Consider the following 15,686-nt stretch of genomic DNA (forward strand, 5'->3'; position numbering starts at 1 on the left):
CCCTTCGCGTACGGCCGATGCGATCGACTCAGATGAGCCCGTCGAGCTCCCGCAGGAGCGCCGCCTTCGGCTTGGCGCCGACGATCGTCTTGACGATCTGGCCGCCCTGGAACACGTGCAGGGTCGGGATCGACAGCACGCCGTAGCGGGTGGTGATCTCCGGGTTCTCGTCGATGTTCAGCTTCGCCACGGAGAGCTTGTCGCCGTTCTCCGCCGCGATCTGCTCGAGCGCCGGGGCGATCTGGCGGCAGGGGCCGCACCACTCGGCCCAGAAGTCGACGAGCACGGGCTTGTCGCTCATCAGGACGTCGGTGTCGAAGGTCTTGTCGGTGACTGTGGTGGTGGCCCCTGCCATGGGTTGCTCCTCGGTGTGCTGGGGGTGGGACGGACGAAGGACGGACGAAGGGGTGCGGGCGCGGGTCAGGCGCTCACGCCGTCGCCGAGCGAGGCGAGGTAGTGCTCGGCGTCCAGGGCGGCCGCGCAGCCGGTGCCGGCCGCGGTGATCGCCTGGCGGTAGGTGTGGTCCACGACGTCGCCCGCCGCGAAGACGCCGGTGAGGTTGGTCCGCGTGGTCGGCGCGTCGACCTTGATGTAGCCCTCGTCGTCGAGGTCGATCTGGCCGCGCACCAGCTCGGTGCGCGGGTCGTGGCCGACCGCGATGAACAGGCCGGTGACCGCCAGGTCGCGCAGTTCGCCGGTGACGGTGTCCCGCAGCTGCACGCCGCTGAGCTTGCCGTCGCCCCGGATCTCCGCGACCTCGCTGTTCCAGGCGAACGAGATCTTCTCGTTCGCGAACGCCCGATGCTGCATCGCCTTGCTCGCGCGCAGTTCGTCGCGGCGGTGGATCACCGTCACCGAGCGGGCGAAGCGGGACAGGAACGTGGCCTCCTCGATCGCCGAGTCGCCGCCGCCGACCACCGCGATGTCCTGGTCGCGGAAGAAGAAGCCGTCGCAGGTGGCGCACCAGGACACCCCGCGGCCGGACAGCGCGTCCTCGTTGGGCAGGGAAAGCTTGCGGTAGGCCGACCCGGTCGCCAGGATCACCGCGCGCGCCTTGTGCACGGTGCCCGCGCTGTCGGTGACCGTCTTGACGTCGCCCGCGAGGTCGACGGCGACGATGTCGTCCGGCACCAGCTCGGCGCCGAAACGCTCGGCCTGCTTGCGCATGTTGTCCATCAGGTCCGGACCCATGATGCCGTCCGGCCAGCCGGGGAAGTTCTCGACCTCGGTGGTGTTCATCAGCGCCCCGCCCGCGGTGACGGCGCCTTCGAAGACCAACGGCTTCAGGTCCGCGCGTGCTGCGTAGACGGCGGCCGTGTACCCGGTCGGACCGGATCCGATGATGATCACGTTGCGGACGTCGCTCACGCTGAGCCTTCCCTGGTTCCTTGTCGAGCCTCGTGCCGGAGGTCGGCGTCGGCTGTGCGGGTCTGCGAAACCCGCGCCCCGAGAGATGCGGTGTCTCGTTCGACAACGGATCCTAGGCGCGCACCATTCCCGGGTCACAACGCCGCGTGTGCGGCGTGCCGGGGATCACCTTCTCGGTACCTCGGTGCTCAACAGGAGCGCGCCGGCGAAGGCGGTCGAGGGGGGTACGGCGGCCGGCGGGCTCGCCGAGGTGTCGGCGGTGGAGCGCGGGACGCACGACGCGTCCACGATGTACACCCGGACCCGGTCGGTGTTCGAGCCGGGCAGGACCACCACCCACGCGGGCTTGCCGGTGTAGCTGCCGGGGTCGGCGGCCAACGCCCGCGGCGCGTCGGGACCCACCGCGGCGGCCACGCACGCGGGCAGCTCGCGCGGCGCGCGGTCGGCGCGGTGCAGAAGCAGCGAGACCTGGTCGGCCAGTCCGGCGGCGGTGTACACCGTCGGCGCGGCGGTGGACGACGTCAGCGGGGTCTGCGGCGTGTGCTCCTCCGCGTTCGCCCCGGGGCGCTCGCCCGACTTGCCGGATGGGGCGGCGGCCTTGGGCGCGGACGCGTCGGTGTTGCTCTTGACGGCGCTCGACCGGTGGTCCGAGTCGCCGTCGTCCCCGGTGCCGACCACGATCGTGACGCCCAGGGCCACCGCGGCCGCGGCGGCGGCGATCAGGAGCAGCGGACCGCGCCGCCGACGGCGGGCCCGGTCGAGCGGGACGACGACGTGCTCGGTGGGCGGCGCGCCCTGCTCGGTGGGCGGCGCGCCGTGCTCGGTCGGCGGGGTGCTCGGCGCGCGCGGCGGTGACACCACCGATACCGGCATCGGCAGCGGCTTCGGCGGCTCGGCGGGGCGCGGCGGCGGCAGCGCGGCCAGGGCCAGCGCGTCGTCGATCCGGGCGATCACGTCGGCGGGCATCGGCTCGGCCGGTTGTCCGCCGAGCAGTTCGCGCACCTCCACGAGCGCGTCGCGGGTGTCGCGGCACTCGGCGCACTCGGCGAGGTGCGCGTCGAGCGCGGCCGCCTCGGCCGTGGTGAGCAGTCCCTCGACGAGGTCGGACAGCACCTCGACGTCGATGTGTTCGCTCATCGTGTGCCACCTCCCTCCATGCTCGTGCCGCCCGTATCGGGGGTCGGACCGCCGGCTCGTGGGCGGTCGTCCGTCGATGGGACGGATTGTCCGGCCGCGGGGTTCCCCGGGGACCCGGCCGGGCCCGGTGGCCCGCTCTCGCGCAGGTGCCGCACCAGGGGCAGGAGCTTGGCCCGACCGCGGGCGCAACGACTCTTGATGGTGCCGGACGCGACGTCGAGGATCCTGGCCGCCTCGTCGACGGGATAGCCCTCCATGTCCACCAGGACGAGCGCGGCGCGCTGTTCGGCGGGGAGGGTGGCCAGCGCGGCGAGCAGCGCCTCGCGGGTCTCGCCCCGGACCGCCGGATCCTCCTGCGCGGGCGCGGGCAGCCGCTGGTCCAGATCCTCGGGCAGCGGTACCGCCGGGCGGGCGGCGCGGCGGCGGGCCCGGTCCAGGCAGGCGTTGACCACGATCCGGTGCAGCCACGTCGTGACGGCCGCGCGGCCCTCGAACCGTCCTGCGGCCCGGTAGGCGGAAACCAGGGCGTCCTGGAGGGCGTCAGCGGCTTCCTCGCGGTCCCCCAGGGTGCGCAGGGCCACCGCCCACAGCCGATCGCGGTGCCGGCGTACGAGTTCGCCGAACGCGTCGGGGTCGCCGTGGGTGTGCCGGGTGAGCAGATCGGCGTCGGTGACGTCCGCGTACGCCGATCCGCTGCGCTCGGTACTCACCGCCTACCTCCCCTGGGCCCGGGGTCATCCTGGCATGCGATGCGGCGGCGCCGGAGGCAGGTCCGGCTCGATCGTTCGGACAAGGTCAGCTGTTGACCGTGAAGGTGATCTCGCGCCAGGCGTTCTGATGCCCCGGCGTGTAGATGTGGTAGCCGTCGACGTCCTGGAGAACCTTGGGCATCGCGGTCATCAGGACCAGTACGTACTGGGTCTTGACCGCCTTGTCGGAACGGATGCGCACCTCGGCCGCATCGGTCGACTTGGTGCCCACGGTGGCGTTGAAGGCGTCCTGGCTCGACGGCATCGACGTGGCACCCGGCGCGGCCTTGAGCGTGATGGTGGTGCCGGCTCCGCCTGTGCCGAGCGCGAGGTCGAGGCCGCGGACGTCCATCGGTTCGCCGAGGTCGTAGATGATTCCGTACCCCTTGCGGCCGTTGTAGTCGACCGTCGGTCCGTCCTTCATCATGTTGGTCTGCCAGTACGTGTCGCGGTTTTCGTCGTAGGTCTTGACCACGTCGTCCGGGTCGACGGGCGTCCCGCCGATCGAGATCTCCGTGCCGCGCTTGGGGACGGCCTGCCGTGTGGGTGCCGGAGCAACCGGTGCCTGGGTCGGCGTGCTCGACTGGCTGCCGCTCTGCCCCTCCAACGGCGGTTTCTTCTTCTCGCCGTCGCCCACGTGGCTGGCCACCTGCCACGTCACCAGCACGATGGCGAGCACCACCAGGACCGCGACCGAGCCCTTGACCGCGGCGCCGAACCGGCCGCCCAGCGGCGGTGGCGGGGTGACCGGCGGTCGGGCCGGGCCGGTCGGGCCGCGGCCGCCGGAGTAGCCCGCCGAGGCGTAGACCGTCCGGTTCGGCGTCGGGGTGTAGATCGGGTACTCGTCCGGCTCCGGGCCGCCGACGATGGTGTTCTGCTCCGGCGGGTGCATCTCCGGGATGGCGGTGATCGCCGCCGACAGCTCTCCCGGTGTCTCGAACGCCGGTTCGTGCTTGACCTCGTGGCCGAGCGCGCGCATCGCCAGGGCGGCGAGCGTGTCGTCCACACCGGCCCGGATCTGGCCGGGCGCGCACAGCCTGCCGCCGGTGAACGGCGCCGCCTGCAAGCCGTATTCGGTGCCCTCGACCCAGCGTCGGGTCAGCGCGGCGTACATCAGCCGGCCGACCGCGTGCGTGTCGTCGCGGGCCGCGTCGGTGGTGTCGTGTCCGTACAGCGCGGCCTCGACCGCCAAGCCGACGATCTTGTACTGGCCGGTGTGCATGCGCAGCACGTTCTCCGGCGTCAGCCGCAGGTGCGACAGGCCGGCGCGGTGTGCGACGGACATCGCCTGGGCCAGCGCGCGGGTGAGTTCGTAGACCTCGTGCGGCGGCAGCGGGGCGCTTTCGAAGACCTTGGTGAGGTTGTCCGCGTCGGGCAGCCACTCCTTCACCACATAGATCAGGCCGTCCTGTTCGGCGCAGTCGAGGACTTGGACGAAGCGGGGGTCGCCCATCAGCGCGGCGGCGCGGGCGGCGGCGATCACCGCCCGACCGTGTTCACCGCCGGCGGGGACGATGTGTACGCCCACCGCGCGCCGCAACTTCTCGTCCACCGCGCGCCAGGTCTCGCTGCGGCCGTTCTGGGACAGGCGGTGTTCGAGTCGGTAGCGCTCGGCGAGTCGGGTGCCTCGGCTGACCCGGGGGGCGGGGGGCTCCGGGGCCGGCGCGGGCTCGGCCGGCGTGCTGCCGGTGTCCGGGTCGCCCTCGTTGCCGTCGCCGTGGTCACCCTCGGCATCGCCGTCGTCGGCCGGCTTCCGCACGGCCGGTTCGGCCGCTGCCTCGACCGCCGCTTCGGTGTTCTTCGCGGTCTCGGTCGGCTCGGCGGTCTCGGTCGCCGCCTCTTCGTCGGACAAAGGGCCGGAAGGCGACCCGGGTTCGGAGCCGGCGTCGGGTTCGGGCTCGGAACCGATGGGCAAAACCGTGGTGGTGGTTCCGGAGGTCTTCTCGTCCGAACCGACACGTTTGTCCAACGATGCGTCAGAAGCCTTTGTCGGTACGGGGTTTGCCTCATCCGTCGCTAGGTCGACGGATCCTGCGGTTCGGTCCGTCACCTCGGCCTCATCCTCCTCGTCGGCACACTCATCGTAGAGGTGAGGCTTCTCGGGCCGTTGGTCAGGGACGACCTCTACATACCTTGAGACTCCCGGACCCCACTTCGGGTTGCCTCCTCGTAAGATCCGAAAAGGAAACCGAGAGCGGCGTATCGGGAGCATTACCCCCGTTTCGCCGTGAGCCACACCCTCACTCGCACCATGGTGGTGCATCCCACACCGTTCCGCCCGCCGAATTCCCGGTGGGAATTCGGCGGGCGGGGGTGGTACGGCCGCGCGCGTGACGCGGTCAGCGGCCGAGTCGGCCCTTGATCATCCCGGTCATCGCGCTCATCTCCTCGACGCGCATGCGGTTCGCCGCGATGAAGAACACCACGAACATGGTCACGATCCCGGCGCCGACCGCGATCGCCGAGCCGCCCATGGCCGAGCCGAAGTGGCCGGTGCACACCCGGGCCACGAAGAACGCCGCGGCGCCGCCGATCCCGGCGGCGATCAGCAGCCGGGTGTAGGTCCGGGTCACCCGGCGGCCGTCCAGGTCGCCGAGCCGCTTCTTCAGCCGTTGCGCGGCCAGCACCACGCCGACGAGGTAGGCGAGGCTGTAGCCGCCCGCGATGCCGACACCGGCCCACTTGGTGGGCAGCGCGAGATAGGCCAGGCCGGCGAAGGCCGCCTGGGCGCCCGCGATCCACACGGTGTTCAGGAACGGTGTCCGGGTGTCCTCGTACACGTAGAACCCGCGCAGCAGCACGTATTGCGCCGAGTACGGGATCAGGCCCAGGCCGAGCGCCATCAGCATGTAGCCGATCCAGTGCGCGCTCTGCTCGCCGGTGGGCGCGAAGATGAAGCCGCCGATGTCCCGGCCGAGGGCCACGAAGATCACCGCGCAGGGGATCATCGCCACCGCCGACAGACGCAGCCCGGAGGAGATGTCGCCGCGCACGCTGGCCTCGTCGCCGTCGGCGGCGGCGCGACTCATCCGGGGCAACATCGCGGTCATCACCGACACGGTGATCACCGCCTGGGGCAGCTGCCAGATCAGCAGCGCGCTGCTGTAGGCGGTGAAGCCGACGCCGAACTGGATGTTCTGGTCCCGCGCGTCGACGTCGATCGCGGTGGCGAGCTGGGTCACCACCAGGTAGCCGGCCTGGTTGGCCAGCACGAACAGGAACGTCCACTTGGCCAGCCCGAGCGCCTTGCCCATCCCCGAGCCGCGCCAGTCGAAGCGCGGCCGGAAGCGGAACCGGGCCGACTTGAGATACGGGATCATCGCCATCGACTGCACGACCATGCCGAGCAGCGTGCCCAGACCCAGCAGCCGGATCTCGTCCGGGGTGATGGTGTCCGAGTTCTGCCCGGTGTTCTTCTGGGTGCCGGCCACCCAGATGTACAGGCCGAACGTCGCGATGATGACGATGTTGTTCAGGACCGGGGTCCACATCATCGGGCCGTAGCGCTCGCGCGCGTTGAGGATCTGCCCGAACAGCACGTGCAGACCCATGAAGAAGATGATCGGCAGGCAGTAGCGCGCGAAGGTGATCGCGAGCTCGTAGTCCTGATGATGTTTGGCCAGCGAGTTCGCGAACGCCCGGATCAGCAGCGGCGCGCCGAACCAGGCCAGCATCACCAACCCCGCCAGCACCGTCATCACCAGCGTGAGCAGGCGGTTCGCGTACGCCTCGCCGCCGTCGTCGTCCTGGCGCATGGCCCGCACCAGCTGCGGTACGAACACCGCGTTCAGCGCGCCGCCGCCGACCAGGATGTACAGCAGCGTCGGCATCGTGTTGGCGACGTTGTAGGTGTTCGCCAGGATCGCGGTGCCCAGCGCCGCCGCGGCGACCAGGTTGCGGACGAAGCCGGTCATCCGGGACACGATGGTGCCCGCCGCCATCACGGCGGAGGACCGCATTATCCCGCCGAGCTTGCTGCCCTTCCGGCCGCCGCCGCCGACCGGGATGCCGGCCATGCGTTCCTCGGCGCCCGAGCCGGGCATCCGATAGACGGGCGAGGTGGACGGGTTCACCGGGACCGGCGGGGCGTCGAGGACGGCGCTCGCCGACATCGACGCGGCGGCCGCCTCGGCCCGGTGCTGGGTCTCGTAGCGCTGGTACGCCTCGGTGTACGAGGGCATGCCCGCGACGTCGCCGGCGAGGCCGAGGTTGATGCCGGTCAGCGTCTGGTCCATCAGCCAGCCGCCGGGGCGGTCGTAGTCGCCCCAGCCGCCCTGGCCCTGCTGCGGGCTCGGCTGCTGCGGGACGTACGACTGCTGCTGGTACGCCTGCTGTGGGTGTTGCTGTTGCGATTGCTGCGCGTAGTTCTGCGCCTGTGGGGCCTGTGGCTGCTGCCCGTACGGGTCGCCGGAGCCGTAGCCGCCGTGGTCGCCGTACTGCTGCGGCGCGCCGGAGGGGTCGTAGTGCTGCGCGGGGTCGTACTGCCGAGAAGGGTCGTACGGCGCCGGCTCGGGGGTGAAGATCTCGTCCACGCCCACGTACGGGTCGTTGCCGGGCGGGTCGCTCAACTCGTCGCGGAACCACGCCCCGCCGTCCTGCGCGGGCTGTTGTTGTTGCTGCTGCCCGTAGGGGTCGTAGCCGCCGCCCGACTGCGCGCCGTAGGGGTCCCCGTAGGCCGGTTCGGGGCCCGCGCCGTAGCCGCCCTGGCTCGGATAGCCCTGCTGCGGGTACTCGGGCTCGCCGTAGCCCGGGTGAGCGTTGGGGTCGTGATAGCCCTGCTCCCCGGGGTGCGCGTACTGATCCGGCGGTTGCGCGGCGTAGGGATCGGCCGGCTGCCCGTACGGATCGACGTACTGCTGCAGGTAGGGGTCGGCGGGCGGCCGACCCCGGTAGGGATCGTCGTGCGCGCCGTCGTCCGGCTCGGCGGAGCCGCCGGTGTACGGCTGACGTTCGTCGCTCCGGTCGCTCATGCGGGCGGGCCCTCGTCTTCTCGGTCAGGTTGAGTGTCCGGTGCCCACTTTCTCATTCGGGGCGGTCGGTCGTGGATCCCAACGGTGTGTGTCCGTGCGGGTCGGCCGGATCGGGCGGTCGGTTCCCGCCGGCGTGCGGGTGCGTCGGACGGGGTGGCGACCACCCCGATATCGGCCGGATCCGGTCCCCGTCGGCGTCGTCCGGGGGATCGGATTCGGCCGGCGGATCGACGTCGTCCTCACCATCCTCGCCGTGCGTGTCCCCGGCAAGGGCCGCCTCCCGGCGCTTGCGCAGGAACGCGCGGAGCGAGAACACCGCGAGCAGGAACGCGAGGCCGCCGATGATCCAGCGGGTCAGCGCGTCGATCGTGGTGGTGTTCACGAAGAACGACTGCGCCGGATTCACCGCCCGCCCGTCCGGGGTGAGCAGCGCCACGTCGACCATGACCTTGCCGTTCGCAGCCGATTTCGCCGAGATCGGCACTTCGAGCCGGCGACCGTCGGGCACCGTCACGGTGGCCGGGTCGCCCAGCCTGAGCCGGTTGGGCTGGTGCGAGGTGACCACCACCCGCACGTTGATCGGCTGCTGGAGATTGTTCACCACGGTCACCGGGATGTTGCCCTCGTCGCCGGACAGCGTCACCCCGGTTCTGCGGATGATGTAGACGAGCGATTCCAGCTCGCGCAGTCCCCGGGTCACGCCCAACCGGTAACGATCCGCCCCCTGCGTGTCGCCGCGCCACGAGGTGGACAACATGCGCAGCAGCGCGGGGTCGAACGGGCCGGTCACCCGCTCCGGCCGGGTCAGGATCGAGGCGAAGGTCTGCATCGACCCGGCCAGGTTGTCGGTCTCCGCCAGGTATTGCGCGCTCGGCTCGGAGGCGCGGACGCCCTTGGGGTAGGCGGCCGACTTGCGGGCGGGCAGCGGACCGGGCTCGGCGGCCAACTCGCTCAGGCCGGTGGGTTGCGTCCACTCGGCCGACGCGGCCATCACGTCGCGCAGCACGCCCGCCAGCGCGGTGTCCATCAGTCGCGGCGGGGCGATCAGCACGCTGCGGGTGGGCTTGAGCGTGGGCTCCTGCAACACGATGGTCAGGAACTCGGCGAGCAACTGCTGGGTGGTCAGCACCGCCTGGCCCGGCGCCCTGGTGTCCGCGGCCAGCAGCGTGTCGATGTCCGGGTCGGTGACCAGCGCGGTGCCCTTGTCGGCGCCCGGCAGGGACGCGGTGGCCAGCGGTGTGACGTTGAGGTCCTTGGTCGGCGGCAGGCTCGTGCCGGCGGTGATCACCGTGCCGGCGCCGCTGCTGCCGGCCAGGGAGACGATCGAGGGATCCAGCGCGCCGGAGGCGGGCCAGACGACGTCGGCGCGCGCGGCCCTGCCCAGGGTGCGTTGGAATACGGCGGAGGATTGGAGCTGGGCCTCGGCCAACTGCGGGCGCAGGTCCGCCTTGCCGGCGTCGAGCGCGTGCGCCACGGCGGCGATGTCGGTGTCGCCGTACGGGAGGCCGATCACGGGCTGGGGGCCGATGGCGCCCTTGAGCCGGTCCAGCCATCCAGCGGCGGTCGGACCGCCGCCGCCCGCCAGGGTGTTCGAGATCTGGTTCGGCGTCGCTTTGGCCGTGTCCTCCTCGGGCGGCGGCTTGCCGTCCTTGGTCTTCTTCGGCTTGCCCGGCTCCAGGCTGCCGGGCGGCGCGACGCGGTAGCCGCCGGCCATCTCGGCGGCGGAGTCGAGCAGTTCGGGGTCGATCGCCCAGTCGACCTTCATCCCGCCGCCGATCGCCGCCAGTTCGTACAGCCGCCCGCCCGGGGCGAACAGCGCGGCCAACTCGTCGTCGCGGAACACCGGCGTCTGACCCTCGTCGCCGAGCGTGGTGCCGTCGCGGTGCGGTCGGTCGACCAGCGGCCAGACCATGCCGACCCGCAGTTTCGGCACGTTCTTCAGGCCGTTCTTGCCGACCCACGGCAGGAAGGTGCGGGTGGAGCCGACGATCCGGCCGCCGACCCGCGCCTCGACCGCGAGCGGGTACGCGCCGGCCTCGCCGAGATTGAGCGCGTCGGCGCGAATGTTGAACGACCACGGCCGGCCCGGTCCCGAGGCCGGCACCTGTACGGTCACCGGCTTGACGTCACGCACCAGGGAGCCGTTCGACTGGCCCTCCTCGGGCGAGGAGATGCCGCTGCGGAAGAGCGGTTCAGAGGTGCGCATCCGCACCGCCAGCTCCACCGTGTCGAGCGGCTTGGAGCCGCTGTTCAGCACCTGGCCCTCGACGGTGATGGTGCCGCCGGGCTTGGCGATCGGGGTCATTTTTGTGATCAGGATTCGGACGCCGTCGCCGTCGGCGGCGCGCACGACCGTCGGTGGCAGCGCGCCGAGCAGTGTGACGGCGAGCAGCAGGGCCAAAAGCAGCACACCGGCCACTCGACCGCGTCGCGGCGGCATCCCGGCCTCGGAGCGGATCCGGCGATCGCTCACGCGCTGTCCGCCAACAGCTCCGGGGCGAGTGTCGCCAACCGTCGTTCGTCGGGGTAGGCGAGGCGCGCGGAGAGCGCGCCGAGCGGAACCCAAGCCACCGCTTCGACCTCGATGTCGTCGTCCGACAGATCCCCGCCCGCCGCCTCCATGAGGTAGTGGTGGACGGTCTTGTGCACCCGCCGGTCCGGCGCGGTGAACCAATAGTCGATCACGCCGAGCGGAGCCAGCACCCGACCCACGATGCCGGTCTCCTCCTCGACCTCGCGCAGCGCGGCGTCCACCACGCTCTCGCCGTCCTCGATGTGCCCTTTGGGCAGCGACCACAGCAGTCGGCCGCGTCGATCACGGCGGGCGATCAACGCCGCGCGCAACGTGAGCCGATCGATCACCAGACCACCCGCCGAGGTCTCCTCGACCACCTGCAGCCGACGGCGCGGCGGCGTGGTCTCGGAAGGCATCCGCCAAGCTTAGTGCGACATGCGCCACGCCATCACGCCATGATCACGCCGGCACGCCGACCGTGCGCGAGGGCGGCCCCGGCATAAAGCGCGCGAGAGCCGCGGCCTCGACCCGTAACCTTGTCTCCCGTGCCGAACGCCAAGAACACACCCCTCCCGGACGACCCGCCGGCCGGCGGCGAGCTGAGCGCCGTCCAGCGCCGCGCCGTCACCGAACTGTTGCGCGTCGCCCCCGTCGCCGACGACCTCGCCCGCCGCTTCGAAGCGGCCGGGCACACGCTCGCGCTGGTCGGCGGCTCGGTGCGGGACGCGCTGCTCGGCCGGTTGGGCAACGACCTCGACTTCACCACCGACGCGCGCCCCGAACAGGTGCTGGCGATCGTGCGCCCCTGGGCGGACGCGGTGTGGGACGTGGGCATCGCGTTCGGCACGGTCGGCTGCCGCAAGAGGCTCGCCGGTTCGCCCGACTACCAGATCGAGATCACCACCTACCGCTCCGAGGCGTACGACCGCACCTCGCGCAAGCCGGAGGTCTCCTACGGCGACTCGATCGACGACGACCTGGTCCGGCGCGACTTCACGGTCAACGCGATGGCGGTGGCGCTGCCGGGGATCACGTTCGTGGACCCGCACGGCGGGCTGGCCGACCTGGCCGCGCGCGTGTTGCGCACCCCGGGCACGCCCGAGGCGTCCTTCGGCGACGATCCGCTGCGGATGATGCGGGCCGCGCGCTTCGCCGCGCAGCTCGACTTCGAGGTCGCGCCCGAGGTGGTCGCGGCGATGACGGACATGGCCGAACGGATCGAGATCGTCTCCGCCGAGCGGGTCCGCGACGAGCTGAACAAGCTGATCGTGTCCGATCACCCGCGCAAGGGCCTGGAGCTGCTGGTCACCACCGGCTTGGCCGAGCACGTGCTGCCCGAGCTGCCGACGCTGCGCCTGGAGGTGGACGAGCACCACCGGCACAAGGACGTGTACGAGCACACGCTGATCGTGCTCGAACAGGCGATGGCGCTGGAGCCGCCGGGCGAGCCGGACCTGGTGCTGCGCCTGGCCGCGCTGCTGCACGACATCGGCAAGCCGCGCACCCGGCGCTTCGAGGCGGACGGCCGGGTCTCGTTCCACCATCACGAGATGGTCGGCGCGCACATGTCCCGCAAGCGGCTCAAGGCGTTGAAGTACCCGAAGGACGTCACCGACGACATCACCCGCCTGGTCGAGCTGCACCTGCGCTTCCACGGCTACGGCACGGGCGAGTGGACCGACTCGGCGGTGCGCCGCTACGTGCGCGACGCGGGCCCGCTGCTCGATCGGCTGCACAAGCTGACCCGCTCGGACTGCACCACCCGCAACAAGCGCAAGGCGGCCACGCTGGCCCGGGCCTACGACTCGCTGGAGGAGCGGATCGCGCAGCTCGCCGAGCAGGAGGAGCTGGACTCGATCCGACCGGACCTGGACGGCAACGAGATCATGAAGCTCCTGGAGGTGCCGCCGGGCCCGCTGGTCGGCAAGGCCTACCAGCACATGCTGGAGCTGCGCCTCGAACACGGCCCGATGGACCACGAGACGGCCGTCGCCGCGCTGCGCGAGTGGTGGTCCGCCCACGGGGACGCGTGAGCGGACCACCTCCGGAGTAGGGCTACTTCCGGCCCAGCTCCTGGAGCTCGTCGTCGGTGACCTGACCGTCGGCCACGACCTTCTGCAGCTTCGCGATCACGGAGGAGGTGAACGTCGCGGAGGCACCGGGGACACCCGAGAAGGAGTCGGGCGTCGTGTGCTCGGTGACCGTGACGCACAACAGACCCTTGTCGGAGCCCTTGCGGTAGAGGCCGAGCACCGACCCCTTGCGCGCGACTTCCTCGTCGTCGCACTTGCTCGTGTCAGAGGTGTCCGTGAACTTGGCGACGACCTTGAACACGGCGCCCGACTCGGAGCAGGAGACCACCTTCGGGCTCTTGTTCTTGGTGCTGGTGATGCAGTCCCCGACCTTCGCCTTGTCGACGGCGTCCTTGCTGAGCACACCCTTGACCACGACACCCGCGATGGCCAGGACGACCAGGATCGCGATCGGGATCAGGATCTTCTTCAGCTTGCTCTTGCGCGGCGGGGGCGGCGGCGGGCCGCCGTAGAAGCCCGGCTGACCGGCGGGCGGGTATCCGCCCGGCTGACCGGGCTGCTGCCCCCAACCCTGCTGCGGCTGGCCCGGCTGCTGCTGCCACCCGCCCTGCGGCGGCGGCTGCTGACCGGGCTGCTGGTTCCAGCCCTGGTTCGGCTGCTGCGGGCCGTTGGGGTCGGGCGGGAAGGGATTGGACATGGGGGCGATCTCCGTTGCAGGGGACTGGTGAGACAGTCCGGAACACTAGGGGTCCGGCCGGACACGCGCAGCGGGGATTCCCCTTACATCGGTCGAATGTGAGCGGAATAACGGGCATAAAGCGCTATTCACAGGTGACGCGGATTACTTTCGGACCCCGAGACACAGTACGAAGCGGTCCTGCCCGGGATCCGAGACCAGCGCGATCGGATCGCCCGGCAGCGAATCGCAGACGTCGGTGTCCGTCGTGCCCTGGACCCGTTCGACCACGATGAAGCGGGCCTGCGGGTCCTCGCACGGGACCGGGTCCGCGTCGACGCTCGTCTTGTCCCGCAGGCAGTCGCCCTCGTGGATGCGGATCCCGTCGGCGTCGTTCTTGTGCACGTACCACCAGCCCCCGGCGGCCGTCCCGCCGCCGATCAGCAGCACCGCCAGGGCCGCGATCAGCGCCGCGCGGCCGCGCCGCGGGCGTTCGGCCGCCCGCCGGCTCGCGCGTCCGTCGACCTGCGGCCGACGGACCACCGGGACGTGCGGGGCGGCCGGCTCGCGGGCGGCGAACTCGTGTCCGTGCGGCGGAGTGTTCTCGGTCCATGCCGGTCTGTACGGCAAAGGATTGTTTTCACCCGGACCGGCGTCGTTGGACATGGAGTATCTCCAGAGGTGCCGAAAATCGCTGGATGTGCAGATTAGAACCTCGGCCTCGTCATTGCACTACCCACGGGTAATTTCTTGGAGATGTGCGGCTGCTTGAATGCCTCGTCCGGTTATGAAAGGGACATCACGGCCGGCCGTTGCCCGCCGGTGAGCCCTCGATGATCACCGGAGGGTGGCGGCGCGACGCCAGGCCGTACAGGACTCCGGTCAGCGCGTACACCCCGGCGACCCCGAGCAGCACCGCCGGGGACCGACCGTCGTCGGGCAGCCCGAGCGCGGCGACCGCGGCGGCGCCGACGAACGCGACGTTGAAGAGCACGTCGTAGACGGAGAACACCCGACCCCGGTACGCGTCGTCGACGGTGGTCTGCACGATCGTGTCCACCCCGATCTTGGCGCCCTGCGAGGTCACCCCGAGCAGGAAGGCGCCCACCACCATCGGCGCGAACAGGAACGGCAGCCCGAGCGCCGCCTGGCACACCGCCCCGGCCAGCGCGCACGCGCCGATCCAGGCCGGGACGCCGATCCGCGCGGTGACCCCCGGCGTGATCACGGCCGCCACGAAGAAGCCGAGCGCGGACACGCTCACCGTGATCCCGAAGGTCGCAAGCCCGCCGTCGGTGTCGTTCGGATCGTTGAACGTGTTGCGGCACAGCAGCACCGTCATCACGGTCAGCACGCCGTAGCAGAACCGCATCGCGGTGATCGCGGCCAACGCGTGCGCGGGCGCCCGGCGCCGCCACACATGCACCGCCCCCTCGCGCAGCCCCCGGGCCACCGAGCGCAGCGCCTCGCGCACATCCGGCAACACCCGGTCGGGATCGGGCCCGAGCAGATCGCTCGGCATCGTCGCGGCGACCGCCGCCGAGCCCAGGTACAGCAGGCCCGACACCACGATCACCAGCGCGGTGGCCCCCGAACCCTCGGCCAGGAGCGCGTGCACGAGCACCGCGGCCCCGCCGCCGACCGCCGCCGCCACCGTGCCGGCCGTGGGCGACACCGAGTTCGCCGTCACCAGCCGCTCGGCCGGCACCACGCGCGGCAGCGACGCGGACAACCCGGCGAGCACGAACCGGTTCACCGACAGCACCACCAGGGCCGCCGCGTAGAAGACCGGATCGGGCACCCCGATCAGCACCAGCGCGGCCGTCACCGCCACCAGCACCGCGCGCAGCAGATTGCACCGCACCAGGACCTGCCGCCGCCGCCACCTGTCGAGCAGCACCCCGGTGAACGGCCCCACCAGCGAATACGGCAGCAGCAGCACGGCGAACGCGGTCGCGATCGCCGCGGCCGAGGTCTGCTTCTCCGGCGAGAAGAACGCCTTCCCCGCGATCGCGACCTGGAAGGCGCCGTCGGACAGCTGCGAGGTCAGCCGGGTGGCGAAGAGCCGACGGAAGTCGCGCAGCTTCAACAACGAGCGCAGATCACGGATGAGGGCCACGGCGCCCACCGTAGCCGGCGGCAGGCGCCGCACCCGAAACGGGCACCGCCGCGCGCGGGTACGCCGAAGGCCCGGCTCCTGGAGGGGAGCCGGGCCTTGGGTCACTCGAACGCACCGCG

Annotated in this window: 12 protein-coding genes; 1 reads left to right on the top strand and 11 read right to left on the bottom strand. The window is 71.4% G+C overall.

What is annotated here, in order from left to right; all coding sequences use genetic code 11:
- Positions 1-28: 28 nt before the first annotated feature.
- The 8 genes from trxA to ACMXN5_RS16435 all read right to left on the bottom strand — a co-directional run bounded on the left by trxA (position 29) and on the right by ACMXN5_RS16435 (position 11,155).
- Complete coding sequence (trxA, locus tag ACMXN5_RS16400; RefSeq protein WP_439675893.1) at positions 29-355, bottom strand: thioredoxin; 327 nt, start codon at positions 353-355, stop codon at positions 29-31.
- A 65-nt stretch (positions 356-420) separates the two neighbouring features.
- Entirely contained in the window at positions 421-1,368 is a 948-nt protein-coding gene (trxB, locus tag ACMXN5_RS16405) for a thioredoxin-disulfide reductase (RefSeq protein WP_439675894.1), read from the bottom strand.
- A 165-nt stretch (positions 1,369-1,533) separates the two neighbouring features.
- Positions 1,534-2,505, bottom strand: coding sequence for an anti-sigma factor family protein (locus ACMXN5_RS16410; protein WP_439675895.1), 972 nt, complete (start codon positions 2,503-2,505; stop codon positions 1,534-1,536).
- Positions 2,502-3,215: an RNA polymerase sigma factor SigM gene (sigM, locus tag ACMXN5_RS16415; RefSeq protein WP_439675896.1), complete on the bottom strand. Its 714-nt coding sequence runs from the start codon at positions 3,213-3,215 to the stop codon at positions 2,502-2,504. The genes ACMXN5_RS16410 and sigM overlap by 4 nt, the downstream gene beginning before the upstream one ends.
- 85 nt (positions 3,216-3,300) lie before the next feature.
- Positions 3,301-5,106, bottom strand: a complete 1,806-nt coding sequence (locus tag ACMXN5_RS16420) for a protein kinase family protein (protein WP_439675897.1) — start codon at positions 5,104-5,106, stop codon at positions 3,301-3,303.
- A 487-nt stretch (positions 5,107-5,593) separates the two neighbouring features.
- Positions 5,594-8,224, bottom strand: a complete 2,631-nt coding sequence (murJ, locus tag ACMXN5_RS16425) for a murein biosynthesis integral membrane protein MurJ (protein ID WP_439675898.1) — start codon at positions 8,222-8,224, stop codon at positions 5,594-5,596.
- Positions 8,225-8,276: 52 nt separating this feature from the next.
- The gene (locus ACMXN5_RS16430; RefSeq protein WP_439675899.1) at positions 8,277-10,697 is read right to left on the bottom strand and encodes a DUF6049 family protein; all 2,421 of its coding nucleotides are present in this window, start codon (positions 10,695-10,697) and stop codon (positions 8,277-8,279) included.
- On the bottom strand, positions 10,694-11,155 hold the full coding sequence (locus ACMXN5_RS16435) for an NUDIX hydrolase (protein WP_078976297.1): 462 nt from the start codon (positions 11,153-11,155) through the stop codon (positions 10,694-10,696). The genes ACMXN5_RS16430 and ACMXN5_RS16435 overlap by 4 nt, the downstream gene beginning before the upstream one ends.
- Before the next feature lie 129 nt (positions 11,156-11,284).
- Here ACMXN5_RS16435 and ACMXN5_RS16440 point away from each other — a divergent pair, with 129 nt between their 5' ends.
- The gene (locus ACMXN5_RS16440; protein ID WP_439675900.1) at positions 11,285-12,772 is read left to right on the top strand and encodes a CCA tRNA nucleotidyltransferase; all 1,488 of its coding nucleotides are present in this window, start codon (positions 11,285-11,287) and stop codon (positions 12,770-12,772) included.
- 22 nt (positions 12,773-12,794) lie between these two features.
- On the opposite strand, the gene ACMXN5_RS16445 is transcribed toward ACMXN5_RS16440, so the two are convergent.
- The 3 genes from ACMXN5_RS16445 to ACMXN5_RS16455 all read right to left on the bottom strand — a co-directional run bounded on the left by ACMXN5_RS16445 (position 12,795) and on the right by ACMXN5_RS16455 (position 15,567).
- Positions 12,795-13,469: an LppU/SCO3897 family protein gene (locus ACMXN5_RS16445; RefSeq protein ID WP_439675901.1), complete on the bottom strand. Its 675-nt coding sequence runs from the start codon at positions 13,467-13,469 to the stop codon at positions 12,795-12,797.
- 144 nt (positions 13,470-13,613) lie between these two features.
- Positions 13,614-14,114: an LppU/SCO3897 family protein gene (locus ACMXN5_RS16450; RefSeq protein WP_439675902.1), complete on the bottom strand. Its 501-nt coding sequence runs from the start codon at positions 14,112-14,114 to the stop codon at positions 13,614-13,616.
- A 133-nt stretch (positions 14,115-14,247) separates the two neighbouring features.
- Positions 14,248-15,567, bottom strand: a complete 1,320-nt coding sequence (locus ACMXN5_RS16455; protein ID WP_439675903.1) for an MFS transporter — start codon at positions 15,565-15,567, stop codon at positions 14,248-14,250.
- Positions 15,568-15,686: the final 119 nt, after the last annotated feature.

Origin of the sequence: Embleya australiensis (assembly GCF_051903075.1) — a bacterium.
GTDB lineage: Bacteria > Actinomycetota > Actinomycetes > Streptomycetales > Streptomycetaceae > Embleya.